Origin of the sequence: Kitasatospora sp. NPDC056184 (genome assembly GCF_042268405.1) — a bacterium.
Lineage (GTDB): Bacteria > Actinomycetota > Actinomycetes > Streptomycetales > Streptomycetaceae > Kitasatospora.
This window is the reverse complement of record NZ_JBHJUI010000027.1, coordinates 35,021-55,620: the sequence shown is the minus strand read 5'-3', so window position 1 is coordinate 55,620 and position 20,600 is coordinate 35,021. Positions and strand designations below refer to the sequence as shown.

14 protein-coding genes are annotated in these 20,600 nt (G+C 72.4%); 8 read left to right on the top strand and 6 right to left on the bottom strand.

Translation table 11 applies throughout. The features are described from left to right. The first annotated feature begins 242 nt into the window (after nucleotides 1-242). Nucleotides 243-794: a transposase family protein gene (locus ACFC0B_RS34570; protein ID WP_376095185.1), complete on the top strand. Its 552-nt coding sequence runs from the start codon at nucleotides 243-245 to the stop codon at nucleotides 792-794. On the opposite strand, the gene ACFC0B_RS34565 is transcribed toward ACFC0B_RS34570, so the two are convergent. Both ACFC0B_RS34565 and ACFC0B_RS34560 read right to left on the bottom strand, forming a co-directional pair. Continuing rightward, nucleotides 695-1,777, bottom strand: coding sequence for an RICIN domain-containing protein (locus ACFC0B_RS34565; RefSeq protein WP_376095182.1), 1,083 nt, complete (start codon nucleotides 1,775-1,777; stop codon nucleotides 695-697). The genes ACFC0B_RS34570 and ACFC0B_RS34565 overlap by 100 nt on opposite strands. Before the next feature lie 90 nt (nucleotides 1,778-1,867). After that, nucleotides 1,868-2,911 carry an ISAs1 family transposase gene (locus tag ACFC0B_RS34560; protein WP_376095179.1) on the bottom strand — a complete coding sequence of 348 codons (1,044 nt, stop codon included), beginning with the start codon at nucleotides 2,909-2,911 and terminating at the stop codon, nucleotides 1,868-1,870. 524 nt (nucleotides 2,912-3,435) lie between these two features. Here ACFC0B_RS34560 and ACFC0B_RS34555 point away from each other — a divergent pair. From ACFC0B_RS34555 to ACFC0B_RS34535, 5 genes are all read left to right on the top strand, one after another. Continuing rightward, the gene (locus ACFC0B_RS34555) at nucleotides 3,436-3,705 is read left to right on the top strand and encodes a hypothetical protein (protein ID WP_376095176.1); all 270 of its coding nucleotides are present in this window, start codon (nucleotides 3,436-3,438) and stop codon (nucleotides 3,703-3,705) included. After that, nucleotides 3,699-4,283 carry a hypothetical protein gene (locus ACFC0B_RS34550; RefSeq protein WP_376095173.1) on the top strand — a complete coding sequence of 195 codons (585 nt, stop codon included), beginning with the start codon at nucleotides 3,699-3,701 and terminating at the stop codon, nucleotides 4,281-4,283. Before ACFC0B_RS34555 ends, ACFC0B_RS34550 begins: the two co-directional genes overlap by 7 nt. 5 nt (nucleotides 4,284-4,288) lie before the next feature. Next, complete coding sequence (locus tag ACFC0B_RS34545) at nucleotides 4,289-5,020, top strand: hypothetical protein (RefSeq protein WP_376095170.1); 732 nt, start codon at nucleotides 4,289-4,291, stop codon at nucleotides 5,018-5,020. Next, a complete protein-coding gene (locus ACFC0B_RS34540; protein ID WP_376095167.1) occupies nucleotides 5,013-5,999 on the top strand; it encodes a prenyltransferase/squalene oxidase repeat-containing protein in 987 nt (328 codons plus the stop codon). The genes ACFC0B_RS34545 and ACFC0B_RS34540 overlap by 8 nt, the downstream gene beginning before the upstream one ends. A gap of 1,237 nt (nucleotides 6,000-7,236) precedes the next feature. Beyond that, nucleotides 7,237-9,144, top strand: coding sequence for a CocE/NonD family hydrolase (locus tag ACFC0B_RS34535; RefSeq protein ID WP_376095164.1), 1,908 nt, complete (start codon nucleotides 7,237-7,239; stop codon nucleotides 9,142-9,144). Between the two features lie 276 nt (nucleotides 9,145-9,420). On the opposite strand, the gene ACFC0B_RS34530 is transcribed toward ACFC0B_RS34535, so the two are convergent. Both ACFC0B_RS34530 and ACFC0B_RS34525 read right to left on the bottom strand, forming a co-directional pair. Then, complete coding sequence (locus tag ACFC0B_RS34530; protein ID WP_376095161.1) at nucleotides 9,421-10,302, bottom strand: M4 family metallopeptidase; 882 nt, start codon at nucleotides 10,300-10,302, stop codon at nucleotides 9,421-9,423. Nucleotides 10,303-10,762: 460 nt separating this feature from the next. Next, complete coding sequence (locus ACFC0B_RS34525; protein WP_376095158.1) at nucleotides 10,763-11,374, bottom strand: hypothetical protein; 612 nt, start codon at nucleotides 11,372-11,374, stop codon at nucleotides 10,763-10,765. Between the two features lie 523 nt (nucleotides 11,375-11,897). Here ACFC0B_RS34525 and ACFC0B_RS34520 point away from each other — a divergent pair. Next, entirely contained in the window at nucleotides 11,898-15,155 is a 3,258-nt protein-coding gene (locus ACFC0B_RS34520) for a BTAD domain-containing putative transcriptional regulator (RefSeq protein WP_376095155.1), read from the top strand. A gap of 66 nt (nucleotides 15,156-15,221) precedes the next feature. Here ACFC0B_RS34520 and ACFC0B_RS34515 read toward each other — a convergent pair whose 3' ends face one another. Both ACFC0B_RS34515 and ACFC0B_RS34510 read right to left on the bottom strand, forming a co-directional pair. Continuing rightward, complete coding sequence (locus ACFC0B_RS34515; RefSeq protein ID WP_376095152.1) at nucleotides 15,222-16,850, bottom strand: alpha/beta hydrolase; 1,629 nt, start codon at nucleotides 16,848-16,850, stop codon at nucleotides 15,222-15,224. Between the two features lie 504 nt (nucleotides 16,851-17,354). Then, nucleotides 17,355-18,686, bottom strand: a complete 1,332-nt coding sequence (locus ACFC0B_RS34510; protein WP_376095149.1) for a hypothetical protein — start codon at nucleotides 18,684-18,686, stop codon at nucleotides 17,355-17,357. A gap of 1,053 nt (nucleotides 18,687-19,739) precedes the next feature. Between ACFC0B_RS34510 and ACFC0B_RS34505 the strand changes: the two genes are divergently transcribed. Continuing rightward, a complete protein-coding gene (locus tag ACFC0B_RS34505) occupies nucleotides 19,740-20,339 on the top strand; it encodes a hypothetical protein (RefSeq protein WP_376095146.1) in 600 nt (199 codons plus the stop codon). The last annotated feature ends 261 nt before the right edge of the window (nucleotides 20,340-20,600 follow it).

The following is a 20,600-nucleotide window of genomic DNA, read 5'->3' as shown; positions in this document are numbered from 1 at the left end:
CCACCGCGTCGCCGACAGTCCTGGAGGTCCTCCGGCGGCTTGGCCCACGGTGCCGTCGGCCTCCCCAGGGGCATTGCATGTTCGAGATCGGTCCGGTTCGCCGGTCTTGTGATGTGATGTCATGTATCGTTCTGGGGATGGTTGTTCCCCGGAACGCAGTGCAGGCACGGTGCCGGTGATCATGTGGTTGTCGAGACCCATGAGAACCGAGCGAGACCGTGCCTGCCCGAACATCATCGCCCATGCCCGCCGGGCTGGGACACCTGACCCTCCAGAATCGCGCTGTCACCCGACAGGATGCCGCTGACCTGCGGTGCTTCCTGATCTGGGTGCCCGACCCACGCAGTCGGCGGGGGCGGCGGTATCCGATGCTCCCCCTGTTGTGCGCGGCAGCTTCGGCCGTGCTGGCCGGTGCCCGTTCCCTCATCGCGATCGGGGAGTGGAGAACGGACGCCCCGCAGTCGGCCTTGGAGGTCCTCGACTTCCCGGCCGAGCCGCTCACCGGTGTCCATCCCGTCCCTCACCCGGCGACCGTCCGGCGCCTGCTCCAGCGGCTGGACGGCGACGCTCTGGACGCTTGCGGACTCCACTCCACTGGAGTCCGGTTTGCTCCTGCAGAAGAGTCCATAGGGCCCCTCCTACGGAGTCTTCTCCACTCCGCAGAGGACTCCATAGGAGGGGTCAACCGATCCCGCTACACGCACTTGCGGATGGTCACCCGGCCGCCGTTCTTGGTCATCTCACTGGAGTGCGGCGCGAGACAGAGCCCCGTCCACTGGTTGGTGAAGGTGTAGGTACCGCTGATCTTGGTCGGGTTGACCGACCAGAGCTGGTTGCCCGAGTCCCAGCGGGTCTCGCAGCCCCACCACATGAGCTGGGTGTTCTGGCCGGGCGGGGTGCCGTTGTTGTAGGGGACTGTGAGGCAGTAGCCGTTGTTGTTGCGAATGGTGAAATAGCCGTTGCTCGCCTTGACGGCGTTCCATTTCTGCGCGGCCCCGCCGTCGCAGGTACGCTGCACCACGAGCCCGCCGTTGGGGACGGTGGGGCCGGTGGCCAGGCACTTGCCGCTCAGCAGGTTCTTGTAGGGACCCTTGCCGCCGGCCGACCACATGTCGTAGGTCTTGGTGGTCGGCGGGTCCTGCCCGCAGATGTCCCTCAGCTCCGTGTCGGTCATCTTGCGGCTCTGATACAACCAGGCGAAGGACCGGCTGGTGTCCGGCACCCGGACGACCGCGTTCTTGACGAGCTCGTTCTTGTTGCCGTCGTAGCGGGCATCGATGTCGACGACCGCCTCGATCAGCGGCTCCCTGACCTCGATCCAGCCGACGCTGCCCAGGGGGACCGTGGCGGTGTGCGTGTGGGTGTCGCTGGTGCTCCAGGTCCAGCTCCAACCGAGCTTGGGCCCGACGGAGGCCTCCCAGTCACCGAACTTCTTCTTCCCACCGATGTCGAGGCCGAAGGAGAAGCTGGTGGAGGAGCTCTTGGTTCCGGCGACGCTCACGCTGCCGCTACTGGTGCAGCCGTAGGCGATGGGGCTCTTCCCACTGCCGAGCTTGTCGGGCATGGTGGCCTCGCCCCATACTTGCTTGCTGCTTTTGAAGGTGAGGTAGCACTCGGGGTCCCAGTAGATGATGTCCCCGGCCTGCGTGGGCCTCGGGTCGGCGCAGTCCTCGGCTACCTGCGCGGGCGACTTGGCCGCCGCGAACGCCGTCGGGGTCAGCGGGAAGTAGCTCATTATCAAGGCGAGCAACACGATCGCCCTCTTCACGTTCTTCACGAGGCGTGAGCTTAGGGATCATGAATGGCCGCTGAGGGAACGCCGTATGTATCCCAGGGGCATTGCATGGTTGCGGTCTGTCCGGATTGATCACGTGAGGCCGAGGATTCGCAGGGGTCGGGTGTGGTCGCGGCCGGTGTGGCGGAGGGCAGCGGCGATGTTGGTGTGGCCGTTCTGGCGGAAGATGCCGATGGCGAGGTTGCGCAGGCCGGCCATGGTGCGGGGCAGGTGGCCGGTGCGGACTTTGGAGTCGTCCTCGCGGAAGCTCCGGTCTCGGACGTGGTGCAGGAGGTTCTCGATGCCCCAGTGGCCCCTGATCCAGGTGGCGAGCTGGACGGCGGTGGCGTCGTAGGTGTCCAGGCTAGTGATCAGGTAGACCCGTTCGATGGTGAGCTTCCCGGTCGAGCGGTCGCGGCGCCATCGGACGATCTGGATCGCCTGGCGGGCGCCGGGATAGTCGAGGTGGTGGAAGGCGGCGGTCTTGAGTCGGCGGATCTCGTCGCGGTGGTGGGCCCGGTCGCGGGTGCGGTGGTCCAGCGGGATGTCCGCCCAGGGCAGCGTTTTGACCTGGGCATACAGCCCGGGGTGGTTCTTTTTCACGATGGCCAGGTAGTGGGCGCCGTGCTCGCGGAGGTACGTGCCGTGGGCGTGCTGGGTGTGCAGGGCATCGCCGGTGATCACGGTGTCGCTCAGGTCGATGCTGTCCAGCAGCGGGGCGAAGGCGGGGATCTCGTTGCTTCTGGAGGCGACCTGCCGCTGGGCCAGGACCACGCCGTGGTGGTCCATTGCGGCCAGCAGCTGGATCGCGGTGCTCGTGACGGTGCGCGAGCCGCGGACCGTCTTGCCGTCGACCGCGATCGCCCGCGGCACCGGCTTCGCCGATCGCTCGGACTCGCTCGGGTGTACTCCTCTGGCCTGTAGGAATGCTCCGATGGCAGCGTCCGGAGCGTCGCCGTCCAGCCGCTGGAGCAGGCGCCGGACGGTCGCCGGGTGAGGGACGGGATGGACACCGGTGAGCGGCTCGGCCGGGAAGTCGAGGACCTCCAGGGCCGACTGCGGGGCGTCCGTCATCCACTCCCCGATCGCGATGAGGGAACGGGCACCGGCCAGCACGGCCGAAGCTGCCGCGCACAACAGGGGGAGCATCGGATACCGCCGCCCCCGCCGACTGCGTGGGTCGGGCACCCAGATCAGGAAGCACCGCAGGTCAGCGGCATCCTGTCGGGTGACAGCGCGATCCTGGAGGGTCAGGTGTCCCAGCCCGGCGGGCATGGGCGATGATGTTCGGGCAGGCACGGTCTCGCTCGGTTCTCATGGGTCTCGACAACCACATGATCACCGGCACCGTGCCTGCACTGCGTTCCGGGGAACAACCATCCCCAGAACGATACATGACATCACATCACAAGACCGGCGAACCGGACCGATCTCGAACGTGCAATGCCCCTGTCGGCCTCCCAGCGGGCGAATCGGTTTCCGGCCCGCGCAAAGGAGAATGCGACGCGTTCGGCGAGCAGCTCACGGAGCGCGTCGGTCCGAGTTGCGACCCGACGATCACTGCGACAAGCTCACCAGTGAGCGCGACGGCGGAAAGGAGAATTCGAAACCCCACTCGCTCCTTTCATCAGACCTCTGAATCAGACCTTAGGGAGTCGACGATGGCGATGGACGCGGACAAACTTCGCGAACTGGCTTATTCGCTGAGCGAGGACCAGCGACGATTGTTGCGGGAGGGTCTTGCCGATGGTGAGAACCTCGACGTGACGTCCCTGGCCGCGACGCTGAACTCGGCGGAGAACCAACGGGTTCTGCAGCAGCTTGCGGCCGAATCGCCCGACGGCGGGACCAGTGACGGTGGCACCACTGACGGCGGGACCAGTGACGGTGGAACCGGTGGGTCCACCGAGCCGCCGCTGACCCGATGGTGATCAAGCCCGAGCCCGTGGCGGACCTGGCGCAATGGGTCCGTGGACGCACCGGAATCGTCTCCATCGACGCAGACTTCTTCAGCGACCCGCCGGAGCAGATCCTGCTGCCGCCCCTGAAATCGTGGCTCGCGAACGAGGCGGCGGGTGCGCCCATTGTCTTCCGGAATGAGCATGTCGACCTCGTCGACCTGGTGCCCCGCCCGGTCGAGTTTCTGATCAACTTCGACTTTCACATGGATTGCCGAGTCGAGTTTCTCCACGGAGATCCACCGAAGTCACCGCCCTGTAGCGCATCCGTGTTCGAGACCTTGCTCGGCGACGGGTTGATCGAGCGATACATCTGGGCGTTCCCGGCCGCCCGACGCACGGTGGCGGCACGGGTCTTCTCCTCTGCGGTCGTCACCGGCCGGCAGCCGCTGCTGCCCCGGATCCATGGCATCGAGGGCCGCGAGATGGTCGGGGCATTGACAGGCGTTGACGTCGAGAGCGTCTTCGTGTGCCGTTCCCCGTCGTACGCGACCGCCACGACCGATGCGATCTACGACGACCTGCAATCGCGGGCCCCCACTGTCTCATGAGTCTCGTGACGGCGTTCGTCGAGTGCGGCGAGACGACCTACGGGATCAACTGGACAGCGATGCAACGATCAGTGTCCCGGCGACTCGCTCTCACCCCGGACGAGAGCGCGGTGCTCGATCCCCGGCAACACCCGACGTACTGGTGCGTGCCGATCCTGGTCGGCGGCTACCTCGGGTCCTCGGCCGCCGCGGTACACCGCGACACCGCGGACTTCCTGAGCGGGTGCGCCATTCGCCACCTGATGTTCGAGCGGGCCCGCCCGATCGGTGCCCGCGTCGGTGAGCGCGGCGACAGCGAGACCTTCCGCGCCGTCGCTGCTGCCTACGAAGGCTGCCACATCGGCGGGCCTGCGGCGTTCGAGGCGCGGTTCAGCGCCAAGTGCCAGCCGTGGACGATCCTTCTGGGTGTCGGCACCCGGTCGATCGCGGCCGAGGTCGGCGATCGGCATCCGGACTTCCGGGCCGCCATGACCGCGATCGTGCTGGTGTACTCGCTGCTGCAACTCGTCGACGATTGGCACGACCGGGACGACGATCACAACCGCGAGCACTGGAACATGTGGTCGGACGCAACTGCCGTTGAACCACTGGCTGTTGTCGAACCACTGTTGCGCGGCTCCCGGGCTGCTGCCGTACGGCTCCGCCCGCACCTCCTCCGGCGAGCCCTCGCCTCACAACTGCACGACACGGCAGGGGAACTCTCGGAGATCGTGACCCAGGTCGGGGCCCGTGGCTAGCCTCCTCGACCGTGCGATCGCAGCCGGTGTCGACTACCTGGGCGGCTGCCTCGGCCGGCAGGCGGTGTGGCGTGACTTCGCCGTCCCCGGCGTGACGGCCGGCTCCACCGAGTGCATCACCGCCTTCATCGCCGCACAGCTCGGCCCGATCCCTGAGGGCCGGGCGCTGGCCGCGCGGGCGATATCGGCCGTTGTCGCCAGGCCGCGGACCAGCGGCGGCTGGGGCTATCGCGAGGACGTGCCGGCCGATTGCGACTCAACGGCCTGGGTGTTGCTGGCCGCGTCCGCCGCCGGTGTGCGTCTGCATGGTCAGCTCGTAGCACGGGCCGCGGCGTTCCTCCTGTCCCATCAGGATGGCAACGGAGGGTTCGCCACCTACGGTCAGACCGCGAGAACCCTGCTCACCCCGTCGGATCAGCCGGCCTGGTTCGAGCCGGAGGTCTCGGTGACCTCGTCCGCGGTGATGGCGCTGGCCGAGACCGGTACGGCCGACCCGGGCCGGCTGCGTGCCGCACGGGACTTCCTGGCCCGACAGTGCGCGGGCGGGCTGTGGGCCTCGTACTGGTGGGCCGGGTTCGGTTACGCGACCCACCTCGCGGTGTCCGCCCTGTCCCGAGTCGACGGGACAACACCCGCAGAGCTCACCCGAGTTGAGCAAGCGTTGAGGTCGCGGCACCGACCCGGCGGCGGCTGGGCCAACGACGACGGCGCCATCGACAACGCCTTCTCCACCGCGTTCGCGCTCCGGACCCTGCTGCTGACCGGAGCCGACCTGGCCGAACACGACGCCACAGTGCACTCGCTTGCCTGGCTCTCCGGGCTGCACGCCCCCGCCGACGCCGAGATGCTGGCACCCGGCGCGGCAGCGGGCGATGACGTGCTGCTGCGCGACAGCGGACCGGTGACCACTGCCGCCGTGGTCCGCACGTTGCACGAAGCACGCACGCGCCTGGCCCACGTCGTTCCTGTCATGGGGTAGCAGCACTGCCGCCGGCACCTGCCGACCAACGGCAAGGGCCGTGAGCGGGTCGACGTTCCCCCGAGGCGCGGAAGGCTGCCGGACACGACCGGATCGCCTGGTCGTGCGGCGAGGGGCCCGGTCTGGCTGGTGCTGCGCCTCCGAGCCTGCGGGACAGGAAATCTTGCGGTCAATGGGGCGGAAAATGGCTCTCGCTCCTCCGGAGTGTGCCGAAGAATTTCCTGTCCCGGTGAGGTCGCTGTGAGGACGGTGTCTGCTTCGTTGAGCATGCGGCGGCGTTCGGCCAGGACGTTGTCGAACGCGGTGGTGTTCTGCTGGATCAGGGTGTGCTGGATGGCGTCCTCGGCTTTCGGACGGCCCGGCAGGTCCTTCTGGGGTCAGCCGATGACGAGGAACGAGGCGTTGTCGTTCGCTTCACCAAGTTGATGTTGCCGCAGGCCGGAACGGTGTCCGAGGCCCCGCTCCAGTTGCTGTCGTAGAGCACCTTGACGTAGCCGAAGCAGTTGCCGGGGAACTGGTAGGTGGCGGAGTCCGCCTTGTTCTTCACGACCTGGGCGTCCGGACACGGCCGACCGCCCCGAGTACGGCGGCCGGGGCGGTGCGATGTCACGGTGCTGCTCTTCGGCCCGCACCCGTAGGCCGGCCGAGGACCGGAAGAACGACCGGCTCTCCTCGACGGCGTGCCAGTCGCTGATGACGGCGCCCCGGCGGCAGGCCAGGAACAGTTCCGGGTCCTCCCCGACGTAGTCGGCGTAGACGGTCAGAACGGGCCGGGTGCTGCGGTCGGAACGGTGTGCGGGCGAGTTTGAGGGCGGTTTCTCTCCGCGCCCGGTCGCTCTGCTGCTGCTCGGCGACCAGGGCTCGGTCGGCGGCGACGTGGCGCCGCCACTCCTCTGCGTGTCGAACGCGGCCGGCCTCCTCGGCGACTTCACCACCGACGGCCATCCGGCTCCCGCCATCCGGCTCCCGCCATCCGGCCCCCGTGGCCCGGTCCCCGTGGTCCGGCTTCCGTGGTCCCGCGCCCGTGGCGCCGATCCGACGGTCCGGAGGGCTCCGCCGCCCGGCCGGATCCGGAATCGGGGTGAACGGCTCAGGGAGAACCCTGAGCCACCCCGCGGTCCCTCAGGGTTCTTCCGGGGGCGGTGACCATGGCGGCCCGCCGCCCGCCCGTGATCCCATCGAGAAGCAGGGGACGAGCCAGGAAACTCCGTCGCACCAGGAGAGGCCAGGCCATCGGATGAACCGCCGTACCGCACACCGGACCAGCCGTGCCACCGGCACGCCCGCGGCCGCCCGCCGCCGGCTCGCCGCCGTGCTCGCGGCCACCGCCGCACTCACCCTCGCCGCCGTCCCCGGCCCCGCCGCGGCCGCCGCGCCGCAGGACGCCGCCGACCCCCAACTCCAGTCGCGCTACATCGCCATGCCCGACGGCGTCCGCATCGCCGTCGACGTCTACCTCCCCGCCGGCACCGCTCCCGGCGCCGACCTGCCCACCGTCCTGTCCGTGCAGCGCTACTGGCGCGCCCGGGCGCAGGCCGGCCACAGCGGCGACATCACCGAAGCCGCCCGCCGCTGGACCGCCCGCGGCTACGCCTACGTCACCGCCGACCTGCGCGGCACCGGTGCCTCCTTCGGCACCCTGACCTCCGAGCCCAGCGACGAGGCCGCCGCCGACGCGGGTCCGCTCAGCGACTGGATCGCGGCTCAGCCCTGGTCCAACGGCCGGGTCGGCACCACCGGCGATTCCTACGGCGGGGACACCGCCATGCTCGCGGCCTCCCTCGGCAACCACCACATCGCCGCCGTCGCGCCGATCTCCTACGACTTCGACGTCTACGAAGACCTGGCGCGCCCCGGTGGCGTGCTCATCGAACCCCGGCTCGGCCCGTACGCGGCGCTGCTGCGCATCCTCGACGGGACCGGCGGCACCACGTGCGAGACCGACGAGGAGACCCGCAAGCTCTGCGACCTCATCGGACTGCGCGGCGTCACCCCCCGTCCGGTGGACGGCGTGGACGGCCCCGCGCTGCTGGCCGCCGCCCGGGCCGAGCACGTCGACAACGTCAACCAGACCGAGATGGCGCGCGCCGGTACCCACCGCGACTACCGGGACGGGCTCAAGGCCTGGAAGACCGGCAGCATCGCCGAACGCACCGAGGCCATCGAGGCGGGCGGCGTGCCGGTGTTCACCATGGCGGGCTGGCTCGACGCGGGTACCGCCAACGGCGTGCTCTCCCAGTTCAGTGCCCTGTCCAACACCCAGGACGACTGGATCGGCCCCTGGAACCACAGCGCCACCTGGTTCGCCGACCCGTTCCGCCCGGCCCGCCCGTTCACCGCCGCCGAACGGGAGGAGAACGACCGGCGCGTCGTCGCCTTCTTCGACCACTACGTGCGTGACGGAGCCCGCCCGGACGGCCGCCGCCGGGTGCACTACTACACCTTCAACGAGGGCACCTGGCGTACCACCGACCGCTGGCCGGTGGCCGGTACCCGCACCCGCCGGCTCCACCTCGGCCAGGACCACACCCTCGACCGCCGCCGTCCGGACCGCGCCGGCACCGACCGGCTGGTCCTCGACCCGACCGCCGGCACCGGGGAGTTCGACCGCTGGAACACCAACCTCGCCGGCGATCAGGTCAGCTACCCCGACCGCGCCGCCGTGGACGCCAAACTGCTCAGCTACACCACGGCCCCGCTGACCGAGGACACCCGGGTCACCGGCAACGGCAAGGTCACCCTCGACGTCACCGGTCTGGCCGGATCCGACCGGGGCGCGCTGCACGTCTACCTGGAGCACGTCGCCCCGGACGGCCGCGTCACCTACCTCACCGAGGGCCAACTCGCCCTCACCGAACGGGCCGTGGCCGACCGGGACGACAACCCCGACTGGCGCCGGCTGCGCACGCCCCGGACCTACGCCGCCGCCGACTCCGCGCCCTTCCCGCAGGGCCGCGCCCAGCGCGTGGTGATCGACCTCCAACCGGTCTCGGCGCTGTTCCGCGCGGGCGACCGGATCCGGCTCAGCGTCGCCGCCGCCAACCCCGACTCCTTCGAACTGCTCCCGGCCGACGGGCGGGCCGCCTACCTGATCGGCCACGGTGGCGGGCGGGCCTCGACGCTGGACCTGCCGGTGGTCGGCTGACCCCGGCCGGACGCCCGCCCCCGCCGGGCGACGCCGAGCGGGCGCCGCGGGAACCGATGGCGCTGCCCGGCTACCACCGCGACGTGCGCCGGTGCCGCCCGGGGGAGATCCGCCACGGCGGCCGGCGGCGCCCGGGGATGTTCCCTGTCCAGTTCAGTGTGTTGAAGTTCCGTCCCGCTCGGATGTCTCCGCCGGAGAGCGTGGTGGCCTCGCCCCGGTGAGGGGGGCGAGGCCATCGGTGGGTCCTGCCGAAACGATCTGTTGGCGGGGAAGGGGTCAGCGCACCCCGACGGTCTTCCATGCGCTGTTGACGGCGTCCAGTTCCTTCCCGGTGCCGTAGAGGTCTTCGGCGACGGTCGCGGTCAGTTCGGCGAAGTCGGCGAAGGTGGCCTCGGCGGAGAGCTTGCCGCCGGTGGCGGCGTCGTACCAGATCCGTCCGGCCCTCTCCCAGGCGTTGCCGCCGATGGCGGTGGCCACGAGGTGGAAGGCGCGGTTGGGGATGCCCGAGTTGATGTGTACCCCGCCGTTGTCCCGGTGGAGAGGCAACTCGACGTAGCGGTCCATATGGGCGGGCTGGAGGTCCTTGCCCAGCCGGGTGTCGTCGTAGGCGGTGCCGGGCGCGGCCAGCGAGCGCAGCGCCTTGGCCTTGAGGCTGGGGGAAAGCATCCCTGCGCCGAGGAGCCAGTCCGCCTGGTCGGTGCTCTGACCGAGCGCGTACTGCTTGACGAGGGAGGCGAAGACGTCGCAGACGGACTCGGAGAGCGCCCCCGACTGGTGGAAGTACCCGAGCTGCGGGTTCAGGATCTGCCTGCTCACGTCGGCCGCGACGACGTCGAGGAGGTCGCGCGGGCGCAGTTGGAAGATCTCGCCGTCGCCGTCGCCGAGAACCAGCCGCCCGTCCTCCCAGAACACGTTCATGAACTTCTCGCGGTAGTGGACGGTCGCCCGCAGCGTTCCGCCCTGGCCGTCCAGGGAGTTGCGGCCGTACGCGGTGAGGAAGAAGTCGAAGGTGGTGCCGAGCGCGTCGTAGACGCCGTCGACCAGCTCGTCCGTGCCCGCGTCCTCGCCCTCGGAGCGCACCAGGGTGCCCGGCAGGCTGTCCTTGTTCCGGGCGTCGTAGATCTCACGGCGGGGCACGGGGGTGTCTTCTGCATCCATGCGGTCCAGTGTGGGCACCGGCTAACCCGGCTGTCGCGCTTTCAGCCGTTCCGAGCCGTGTCGCCTGAGTATTCGTGATAAACGCCAGCAGTTGACTGCCCTGATCGACGGGGTCCGACCCGAGCCGTCCGTCCGATCCGCGACCAGATCGAGCAGCACGTCCGAGGCCTGTTCGCCGGCCCTGGTGGTGAGGCGACCGCGTGAGCAGGGCGGCGGTGGCCGTCCAGGCGATGCACCATCACCGAGGCCACCGACATGAGCCTGCTGATCGCGCTCGCCGCAGGTCCGGCGACGGCCGATCCGCACGCCTGGACCGCCGCCGTCTTCCCCCGTCAAGTCAGCGTGTTGAACACGAGTCGTCCTCGTAGCAGGGCACGGGCAGGCTCTGCTGGCCGAGGCGTTCACACAATGCCGGTCGGGTCCACGCGATGGAGATCCTCGTCATTTCAGGATCGGGCCTTCAGCCTGCTCGTACCTGGCGCTCGGGCCGGCCGGTTTCCGGGTCGAGGGCTACCACGAACACCTGGCCGTCCTGGGTGGCCAGCTTGATCCGGTCGGGTCCGTCCCATTCTGCCGAGGTCAGTGCGTTGTCGGGGGCGTCGCCGTTGAAGTAGCCGACCGGCCACCGTCGTGCGGTCAGGCCGGAGCCGGCGTCCACCGAGACCCACCAGAGCGGATCGATCATCGCGGCGCCCTCGTGGATCACCAGGCTGCGGTCGGAGCGGCCGGGAGCCGGCCGGTCCGCGGTCTTGTACGGCATGCTGCCGAAGACGAGCAGTGCGAGGGGCGAGGCCAGCAGTGCGCAGCCGAGGAGCGGGACCAGCAGCAGGGTCCTGGTCATCCGGGAGCGGATCCCGATCAGGACGGCGAGGACAATCAGCACCAGGACCGCGGCGCCGTACGGCAGCGGGTGGTAGAAGACCTCGATGAGCACCACCAGTCCGCCGTACCAAGCGGCTTGAGCCGCGGCGTAGGTCAGTGCGGTGAGCAGCACCGCCGCCGTGAGCAGTCCGAGCGCGATCGTCCGTCGCTTGCGCCGCGACCAGCGGGGCCGGTCCGGGGGTGTGCGCACCTGCGGGGGCCGGGTGGGCCGTGGAGGGTGGGGTGGCGCCGTGGGTTGCGGGGGAGCGGGCGGCGGACCCGCCGCCCCCTGTGCCGCATTGCCCTCGGACACCGGTTCCCCGGAGACCGGGTCCTTCGTTGCTCGACCGCTCTCGTCCACAGCCCTGCCCCCGGTCATGACACCCCCGCCGAGTTGATCAACCTAGGGGGACAGGCTAAGGCTCGGACACGCCGATTCAACAGGGAAGCCGTCGGCCTGCCCGACCTCGGCCTCGCCGCGGCCGCCGGCTACGGCCTCGACCTGCGCCGCCTGGTCGTCGCCGACCATCCGGGCGAGCACGTCGCCGAGGTCGTCACCTGCGCCTGGAGGTCACCGCGTCCCGCTGGTCCGGGCCGTTCTCCACGCCGCCCCGCGGTGCGCCCATGAGACCTCGCGTCGGATCCTGCCCTGCCGTCCGGGCCTGGTGGGACGTCGGGATAATGATTTGGATTGATCTTGGATGCCGGCTGGTGCCGGGCGAGGGGCGGGCGAGGTGCGGATCAACGTTCTGGGGCCGCTTCAGGTTGTCCGGGGTGGGGACGGGGCGGCCTTCGAGGTCGGCGGGGCGCGGCTTCGGCTGCTGCTGGTCCGGCTGGCTCTCGACCCCGGGCGCGTGGTCACCCGTGAGCGTCTGGTGGACGACCTGTGGGCGGACACGCCGCCGAAGGAGCCCGCCGGCGCCCTGCAGTCCCTGGTTTCCCGGCTCCGCCGGGCGCTGGGGGGCGACCGGGCGGTGATCGGTTCGCACCCCGCCGGGTATCTGCTGGATCTGCCCCGGGCGAGCGTGGACGCCTGGGATTTCGAGCAGCGGGTGGCCACGGGGCGGGCGGCGCTGACGGCGGGCCGGTTCGCCGAGGCGGTCGCGCTGCTGGACAGGGCGCTGGAACTGTGGCGCGGGGCACCGTTCACGGACGCCGCGAGCGCCGGCTTCGGCTCCGCGCCGGCGGCCCGGCTGACGGAGCTGCGGCTGGCGGCGGTCGAGGACCGGGCAGACGCCCTGCTCGCCCTCGGCAGCACCGGAGCGCTGTCGCGGCTGGTCCCCGAGCTCACCGGACTCTGTGTCACCCACCCGCTGCGCGAACGGGCCGCCGTCAGGCTGATGCGCGCGCTCCACGCGGACGGGCAGCAGGCGGCGGCGCTGGAGGTGTTCGAACGTACCCGGCGGGCGCTGGCCGAGGACCTGGGTGCAGACCCGTCGGCCGAACTGCGGGACGCCCACCTGCAGGTGCTGTCCGGCGCGAAGTCGCCGGTGCCCAGGCCGGCCCCGGCTGCTGCCCGGTACCCGGTCGGGCGGGCGGCACTACCCCGCTGGCTCACCGCCCTGGTCGGCCGCGAGGAGGCGCTGGCAGCGGTTCGGGAGCGACTGCACCGCTCCCGCCTGGTGACGCTGACCGGGCCGGGCGGTGTCGGAAAGACCCGGCTGGCGATTGCGGCCGCGAGCGCCGTCCCGCCCGCGACGGACGTACGGCTCGCCGAACTCGCGGGCGTCAACGGGCCGGACGCCGTGGTCGAGGCCGTGCTGATCGCGCTCTGCCGTCCGGCGGAGGCCGGTGTGCTGGCCGGCGGCCTGCCCGCCGGCGACCAGGCCGGGGATCCCGTCGACCGGATCGTCCGGGCCCTGGAGGGCCGTGAGGTCCTGCTCGTCCTGGACAACTGCGAGCATCTGATCGAGGACGCGGCCCGGTTGACCCAGGGCCTGCTGGCCGCCGCGCCCCGGCTCACCGTGCTGGCCACCAGCCGCGAACCGCTCGGCATCACCGGCGAGGCGCTCTGGCCGGTGACACCGCTCGCCGTGCCCGCGCCCGGATCCACCGCCCGGGAAGCGCTCGCGCACCCGGCCGTCGACCTCTTCACGGAACGGGCTGCCGCAGCCCGCCCCGGCTTCACGCTGGACCACGACACCGTCGAGCCGGTCGTCCGGATCTGCCGCGAGCTGGACGGCCTGCCGCTGGCCCTCGAACTGGCGGCGGCCCGGCTGCGGGCCCTGAGCCCCGGACAGGTCGCGGCGCGACTGCACGACCGGCTCCGGCTGCTGGACCGCGGCTCACGCACCGCTCCCGACCGGCACCGCACCCTGCGCGCCGTCATCGACTGGAGCTGGAAGCTGCTCGACGAGGACGAGCGCGTTCTGCTGCGACGGCTCTCCGTCTTCGCCGGAGGAGCGACCCTCCCCGACGCGCACCTGGTCTGCGCCGACACCTGGCCGAGTGGGCCGGCGCCCGACCCGACGGCCGTGGAGGACCTGCTGGCCTCCTTGGTCGACAAGTCCCTGGTCACGGCCGCCGGGCGGGAGACCGGCACGGTGCGCTACCGACTGCTGGAGACGGTTCGCGCCTACGCTGCCGAACGGCTCGTCGAGGCCGGCGAGGACGGCCGAACCGGCGCCGCCCACCTGCGCTGCTTCGTCGAGCTCGCCGAGAACGCCGAACGCCGGCTGCGGACGGACGGCCAGATCGGTTGGCTGGCCCGGCTGGACGCGGAGCAGGGCAACCTGAACGCGGCACTGGGCCGGGCGGTCGCCGTCGGCCCGCCGGAGCACGCGCTGCGGTTGACCGCCGCCCGGGCCTGGCCCTGGCTGATGCGCGGCCAGGGCCGTGAGGCCGGTGAGCGGGCGGTGGCCGTTCTCGCCGCCCACGGCCGCACTCCGCCGCCCAGCCTGGAGCAGGCACACGCCCTGTGCGTGATCCTGGCCCAGCTCACCGCCCCGCTCCGGGAGAGCGGCGGGTCCGGGATCCCACCGGAGGCGATGAGCGCGGCGCTGGTCACGGCACAGCGGGCCGATCACCCGGTCGCCCTGGCCGCCGCGCTGCTGCTCGCCCTGGCGGGGCCGCCGGAAGCCGTGGGCGCGACGGCGCAGCGGTACGCCGAGCACCCCGACCGGTGGATGCGGGCCGCCGCCCATCTGGTGCTCGGCCGGATCGAGTTGGGCGCGGGCCGGATCGGGCACGCCGAGCACTGCCTGCGGACCGCGGTGGACGGCTTCCGCGCCCTGGGCGACCGCTGGGGGCTGGCCATGGCACTGGTCACGCTCGCCGCGCTGCTGTCCGTCACCGGCGCGGCCGACGAGGCCCTCGCGGCGCTGACGGAGGCCGGGGAACGGGACGCCGAGATGGGCGGCTCCGGCGAGGCGCCGCTGTCCCTGCTGCTGTCGGGCCGACTGAGGGCGCGCTGCGGCGAACCCGCCGCGGCCCGGGCCGACCTGGAGCGCGCGCTGGCCGCAGCCGAACGGGCCGGGGACCCGCACCTGCAGGCCGCCGCCCGCTACGCGCTCGGCGAACTCGCCCGGCGCGGGGGTGACTTGGAGGCGGCGCTGCACGGCCAGCAGGAGACGCTGCGGCGGCTCGAGCGGCTGCCGGCGACCGGCCCCGGCGCCCCCGCGCGCCTGCACCTGCTCGCCCTGCTGCACACCAGCCTGGCCCGCACCCGGCAGCGGTGCGGCGCGTCGGACGCGGCCGGGGCGCTGCACCGCCGGGCCCTGGAGCTGGCCGCCAGGAGCGGCGACCAGCCGGTGCGCGCGGACGTGCTGGAGGGGTTCGCGGAGTACTGCCTCGGCCTCGGGGAGGTGGCACGCGGTGCGGCGGCACTGGGCGCCGCGTACGGCCTGCGCGGGGCCCATGACGCGGGCGATCCGGAGCTGCGGGCCGTCCTGGACGGCTGCGCCGAGGCCCTCGGGGAGGCCGGCTTCCGGGCTGCTTGGGAGCACGGCCGGGCGCTGTCGCGACCGGAGTCGCTGGCCCTGGAGGCGGGCTGACCGGTCCCCCCCGGTGGCACGCCGGCCGCGCCCCCGGGGTGGGTGCGCGGTCGGCCGGATGTGTGATCAGCCGCTGAACGGCGGCTTGGTGGGGGCGCAGACCGTACCGGGGGCGGGCAGGATGCCGTCGATCAGGTAGCGGGTCTCGTGCTCGGCGGCGCAGTCGCTGGGGTTGGACAGCACGGTGTGGCCGTAGCCGTCGACGGTCAGCAGCCGCGCGCGGGCGAGCGAGCGGGCCATCGCGCGGGACCCCTCGTACGGCAAGGCCGGGTCACCGGTGTTGGCGACGACCAGGACCGGTCGGGCGGTCGGGCGGTTCCACGGGCCGTCGTAGCGGTCGCGGTCCCGGGCCGGCCAGTCGGCGCAGCGCTCGTCGGCCCAGGTGAAGTACGGGCCGGCCTCGCCGGAGCGGGCCCGGGCGGACGCGGCGAGGGCGGGCCAGTCGGCCCGGGCGGGCGGGTTGGCGCTGTCCGAGCAGACCAGCGCGAGCGCCTGGTCCGGGGAGTGGCGGGGGACGGGCGGCAGCGGGGTGCCCGGCGCGGAGGGGGTCTCGGTGGCGGTCCAGAGCGCCTGTAGCGTGGTGCCGAGCCGGGTCCAGCCGGTGGGCAGGTTCGCGACGGGGTTGGTGGCGTACAGCGAGGTGATCGTCGCCTCCACGGCCGAGCCGGCGGTGACGGTCGCCCCGTCGAGCGCGACCGGCCGGGTGCGCAGCCGCTGGAGCAGCTCGCCGTACCTGGCCCTGGTCGCGGCGGCCGTCCCGGCGGAGAAGGCGCAGGTCCGGGGGCCGGCCTGGCCGCACTGGTCGAGGAAGGCGTCGAGGACGCGGGCGGCGGCCACGTCGCTGCCGTTGCGCAGCAGGGTGCCCGTGGTGGCGGCCTGGTCTCCGCGGCCGGTCGACCAGGCGACCGGGTCCGGGGCGCTGTCGAGGACCAGCGCGCGGACCTTGCCGGGGAACAGGTTGGCGTAGGTGGCGCCGAGGTAGGCGCCGTACGAGGTGCCCAGGTAGCTGAGCCGGCGGTCGCCGACCGCCCTGCGGAGCAGGTCCATGTCCCGGGCCACGTTCGCGGTGGAGATGTGCGGCAGCAGGTCGGGGTTGCGGGCCGCGCACTGCCGGGCGAGGCGCCGGTAGGCGTCGGCCCAGGCCTTCTGCTGGTCCGCGCTCTCGGGGTAGCCGGCGGCGGTGCCCGCCAGCAGGGCCTGCTCGTCCGCCGGGTCGTCGAAGCACTGGACGGATGCGCTGCCACCGGTGCCGCGCGGGTCGAAGCTGACGATGTCGAAGCGCCGGCGCACCTCTTCGGGGAACTGGCCGAGCGTCGTGGGCAGGGCCATGGTGCCGGGCACGGCCGGGCCACCGGGGTTGTAGAACAGCGAGCCGATCCGGTGGGCGCGGTCCTGCGCCGGGTGCCGGATGACGGCGAGGTCGATCCCGGCGCCGCGCGGGTCGTGGTGATCGAGCGGGACGCGGGCGGTCGCGCACTCGAATCCGTCGGCGCACGCCGCCCAGGCGAGTCGCGGCACCGGGGTGGTGTCCGGCGCGGCCACCGCGGTTGTCGGTGCCGCCGCGGCCAGCAGCACGGCTGCGGCGGTACCGGCGACGAGCCGCCAGGAGACTGCCTCCCGCCGGTTCGCGGTGCGGGAGGCCCTGGGCCGGCGCGGTCCTGCGGCCGGGCCGGTGGGAGGGGAGGTGCGAGTCACGCGGGTGCCCTTTCGTCGACGGGCCGGGCAGTCGTGGGCGCTCCTCGGTCGCGGCGCATCGCCCGGCACATGCGACAGTTCCGCACCACGCTGCCAGACCGCTGGCATCCCGCTGGCAACGGCTCAGGCACCGTCCGGCAGGGCGGGGGGAGGCGCGCCACTGCGGCCCGCTGCCCGCCACCTCAGCTGCGGCCCTGGGAAGCAGGGGCCGGGTTGTCGAGGCCATTGCCGAGGGTGGTCTCGGAGCCGGGGAACCGGTCGGTGAGCATGGCCATCGTGCGGCGGAACATGTGAGGGCGGGCCCGGCCGGACGGGATCGGGGCGAGTCCGGGTCCATGCGGCGGTGCGGTCGACGTGGGCGATGGAGCTGTCGACGAGGGCGTCGGCGTGGGCCGCGTGCCGGGGCCGGGCCGTGTGCGGGGTGTTCTTCCCGAAGTGGGGGCGGCCTCGCGGTCGGCCGGGTGCGCCGGTCGGGTCGTGTCGGGTGTGCGGCGTCGGCCTGGCCTACCCGAGCACGTGCACGATCCCGCCCAGGAGGTGTTCGAGGGCCGAGCGCAGGGGCAGGACAAGCGGTCCCGCGACCACGGCGACAATCAGGGCGGGGACGAGGCGCGGGGTTTCCCGCCGGTGGGGGAGGACGCCGAGGAGGAGCACGAGCGAGGCGATGACCAGGGGCGGCCCGAGCGCCACCGCCCATGCCGGCAGCGGGCCGAGGGTCACCGGGGAGCTCCAGGCGCCGGACAGGCCCAGCCAGCCGACCGAGAGCAGCAGGCTGAGGTCGATCAGCCGGGGGACCGCCGGGGACACCCGGATCCGACCGTCGAGGCTGCGCCGGAACGAGAACACCATCAGCAGCACCATGACGGACAGGACGGCCAGCTCGACGCGCAGGACGCCCGGGAGGTCGGGCGGGGGGAAGCGCCCGGTGCTGAAGATCCAGGTGACGGCCGCGGCGGGCACACCGAACAGCACGGCCCAGAGCAGGCACATCCGCAGGACCAGGGCCGGAGCGGGTCGCCAGATGCTGCCCGCCGACGGCACGGCCCGGTTCTGCCCCCGGGCGAGCAGCGCGGCGATCAACGCCTCCTCGGGCCGGTTCTCCACGCCGCGCCCCGGTGCCTCACCGCGCCTGCGGAAACTGTGTTCCAGCGCCTCGCGGCGCCGACGCACGATGTGCGGCCGCAGCTCGTGTCCGCGGCTGACGGCGCTGAGGTAGCCGAACACGAGGAGGACGGCGGCGACCGCGCCTGCCGCAGGCAGTCGTCCAGCGGCTCCCTCGCCGGTGGGCGGCGCCATCCAGGCGGCGGTGAACGCCACGACGAAGACCGCGAGCAGGGCCATGCTGCGGACGGCGTCGAACGGGGCGGTCAGGTCCGAGCGGCGGACTCCGGCGGACGTGCCCACCGCCAGCCAGAGCACGGAGAGCAGCAGCCACTGGGTCGCGACGGCCATCGGCAGCAGGTCCGGCAGTTGGCCGGAGAGGATGTCCCCGACGGCGGCGCCGAACGAGCGGGACTGCCCTCCCGCCCCGAACGCGTAGGCCAGCACGAGCAGCAGCAACTGCGCCACGCCGAGCAGGCGGCCGGTGTCGTCCCAGAAGTCCCGGGAGGTGACGGCGCGCGCGATGGCCCCGGCCTGGACGCCCACGAGGATGAGCACCAGCAGGACCGGCATGACGATCACACCGAAGGCGGTGTACGGGTCCCCGGTGGTCAGGTGGATGGGGATGCCGAGCGCGTCGGCGACGTGCTGCCCGCCCCGGATCACCCTCCACATCCACTCGGGCGGGGATTCGTCCGGCACCGTGGCGGCGCCGATGACCGTGACCGATCTCATCCGTCCCCCTAGGCTCGCGCCCGGACGGTCCCGTCCCCGGGGCCGGGGCCGGCGTTCCGTCTTCGTCCGGACGGGTCGTGACGTCCGGTCGCCAGCCCAAGAATGGCGCTGCGGGCCGTGGTTGGGAACGGCGATCGGCCTCCGTTCACCGAGCGGGGACCGTCCTGTGACAGCGCGGCGGCAACGGGGGCACGGCCCGGTGCGGGTGGTGCAGGACGCGCACGGGGGCGGGTACCGGTCCTTCGGCCTGGGCGGGTGGTTCCGATGCCGGTCGGTGGTCGCGCTGGGGAGCTGCCGCGGACGTCTGCGCTCGGCCCCGATCCCTCCCCTCTGCCGGAGTTCCACTTCGACGCGGGTCAGTACGACGCCGAACTGGCTCGTGCCGAGGCGGACCGTTCCTGGCAGGTGTGACCGCAGGCTGCGCACTGCGCGACCCCGTCCGGCCGCAGGGGCCGGTCCCGCCGCGGCTGAGACGGAGTTCACGGGCGATGGCACGCAGGCTGTCGCCGCGTTCGATGCGTTCGTGGATCTGCTGGTGATGCTCGCGAGTGCGGGCGACCCAGGGGACGCGGCTTGCCGTGGACATCCAGCTCGTTCGGGCCGGCAGTCGCGGAACGGGGCATGTCACCTTGATTTCCTCCGAGGGCAAGGGGTTCGCGCACGTCGGCGCGGTGGCGGCCGATGACGCGCTCGACGGCCTCGGCGAGGTTGTGCAGCAGGTGCCAGGCGTCGGCGACCTGTTGGGCCTGCGGCGCACCCGTTCGGGCACCGTCGCGGAGGGAGCCGGCGCGGTCGCGGCAGATCGTCCGATCAGGGCCTGGACGCAGCACGCGGCATCGGACGCTCCGCTGACCAGCGCGTCGGGGCGACGCGCGAGGTGGGCACGTGCGCGGCCTGGGCGGACGGCGTCATCCCGGCAACGATCCGGGCCGCGTCCTCGACACTGCGGGTCGGGCAGGAACGCGGTGATCCGGTCGGCGGGATGCACCCACTGCGGCACCCGGTTCCTCGGCCTCGACACCAACTGGCATGGTCATCAGGTTGGATGAGCATGTGACTGTCCACAAGCACACCGTCCGCTCCTTCAGCCTCGCCGCCGCCCTCCTCGTCGTGGCCGGCTGTGCCTCGACCGGCAACGACGGGAACCCCGCGCCCACCGCCACTCCGGCCCCGACCTCCACGGCCGCGCTTGTGACGGTTGCCCAGACCTACCAGGACGCGGTCAACCGCGGCGACTGGCGGACCGCCTGCACCCTCAGCTCCGCCCTCCTGCGCGGCGGAACCGTCGACGACTGCGTCACCACCAACACCACCCCGCCGCCCGCCACAACCCCGCCACCGAGCACCCCGCCCCGCCCCGCCCCGGCTCAGCCGCCCACCGGCACCGACAGCACGACCCCCGAGGCGCCGCCCTCCCCGACACCGAGCGCCACCGGTCCGGCCACCGCCGGCAAAGTCATCAAGCTGCCTGCCGGCCTCGACGCCCACCCCGCCGGCTACGGGGTGTTCATCACCTTCGAGGTCAGCACAACGGGGAAGCACTACCACCGCGCGCTGCGCCTGGTGGAGGAGGGCGGCGCGTGGGTGGTCGACCAGTACGAGGAATTCATCACGAGTGAGGGCCGGCTCGAACGCGTGCTCCAAAGGAGGTGACCGATCATCCGCATGCTGTACCGGTCTCCACACCACCGACACCGGGATCGAGGAGGGTCTGCGCGGCACGCGGGTGCGGGCCACCACCCTGCTGCCCGCGGGCGCGCCGCGGCGGCGCGCCCGCCACCGCTTCCGGCGCCCGCGGCGCCGTCACGACCAGCGCCTTGTACACTGCGGCCGGTTCTACGCCCACTCCACGCCGTGTTCGGCGAGCTGCGCGAGCTGGCCCGGCGTCAGCTTCGCCCGTCTCGCCTTGGCGTT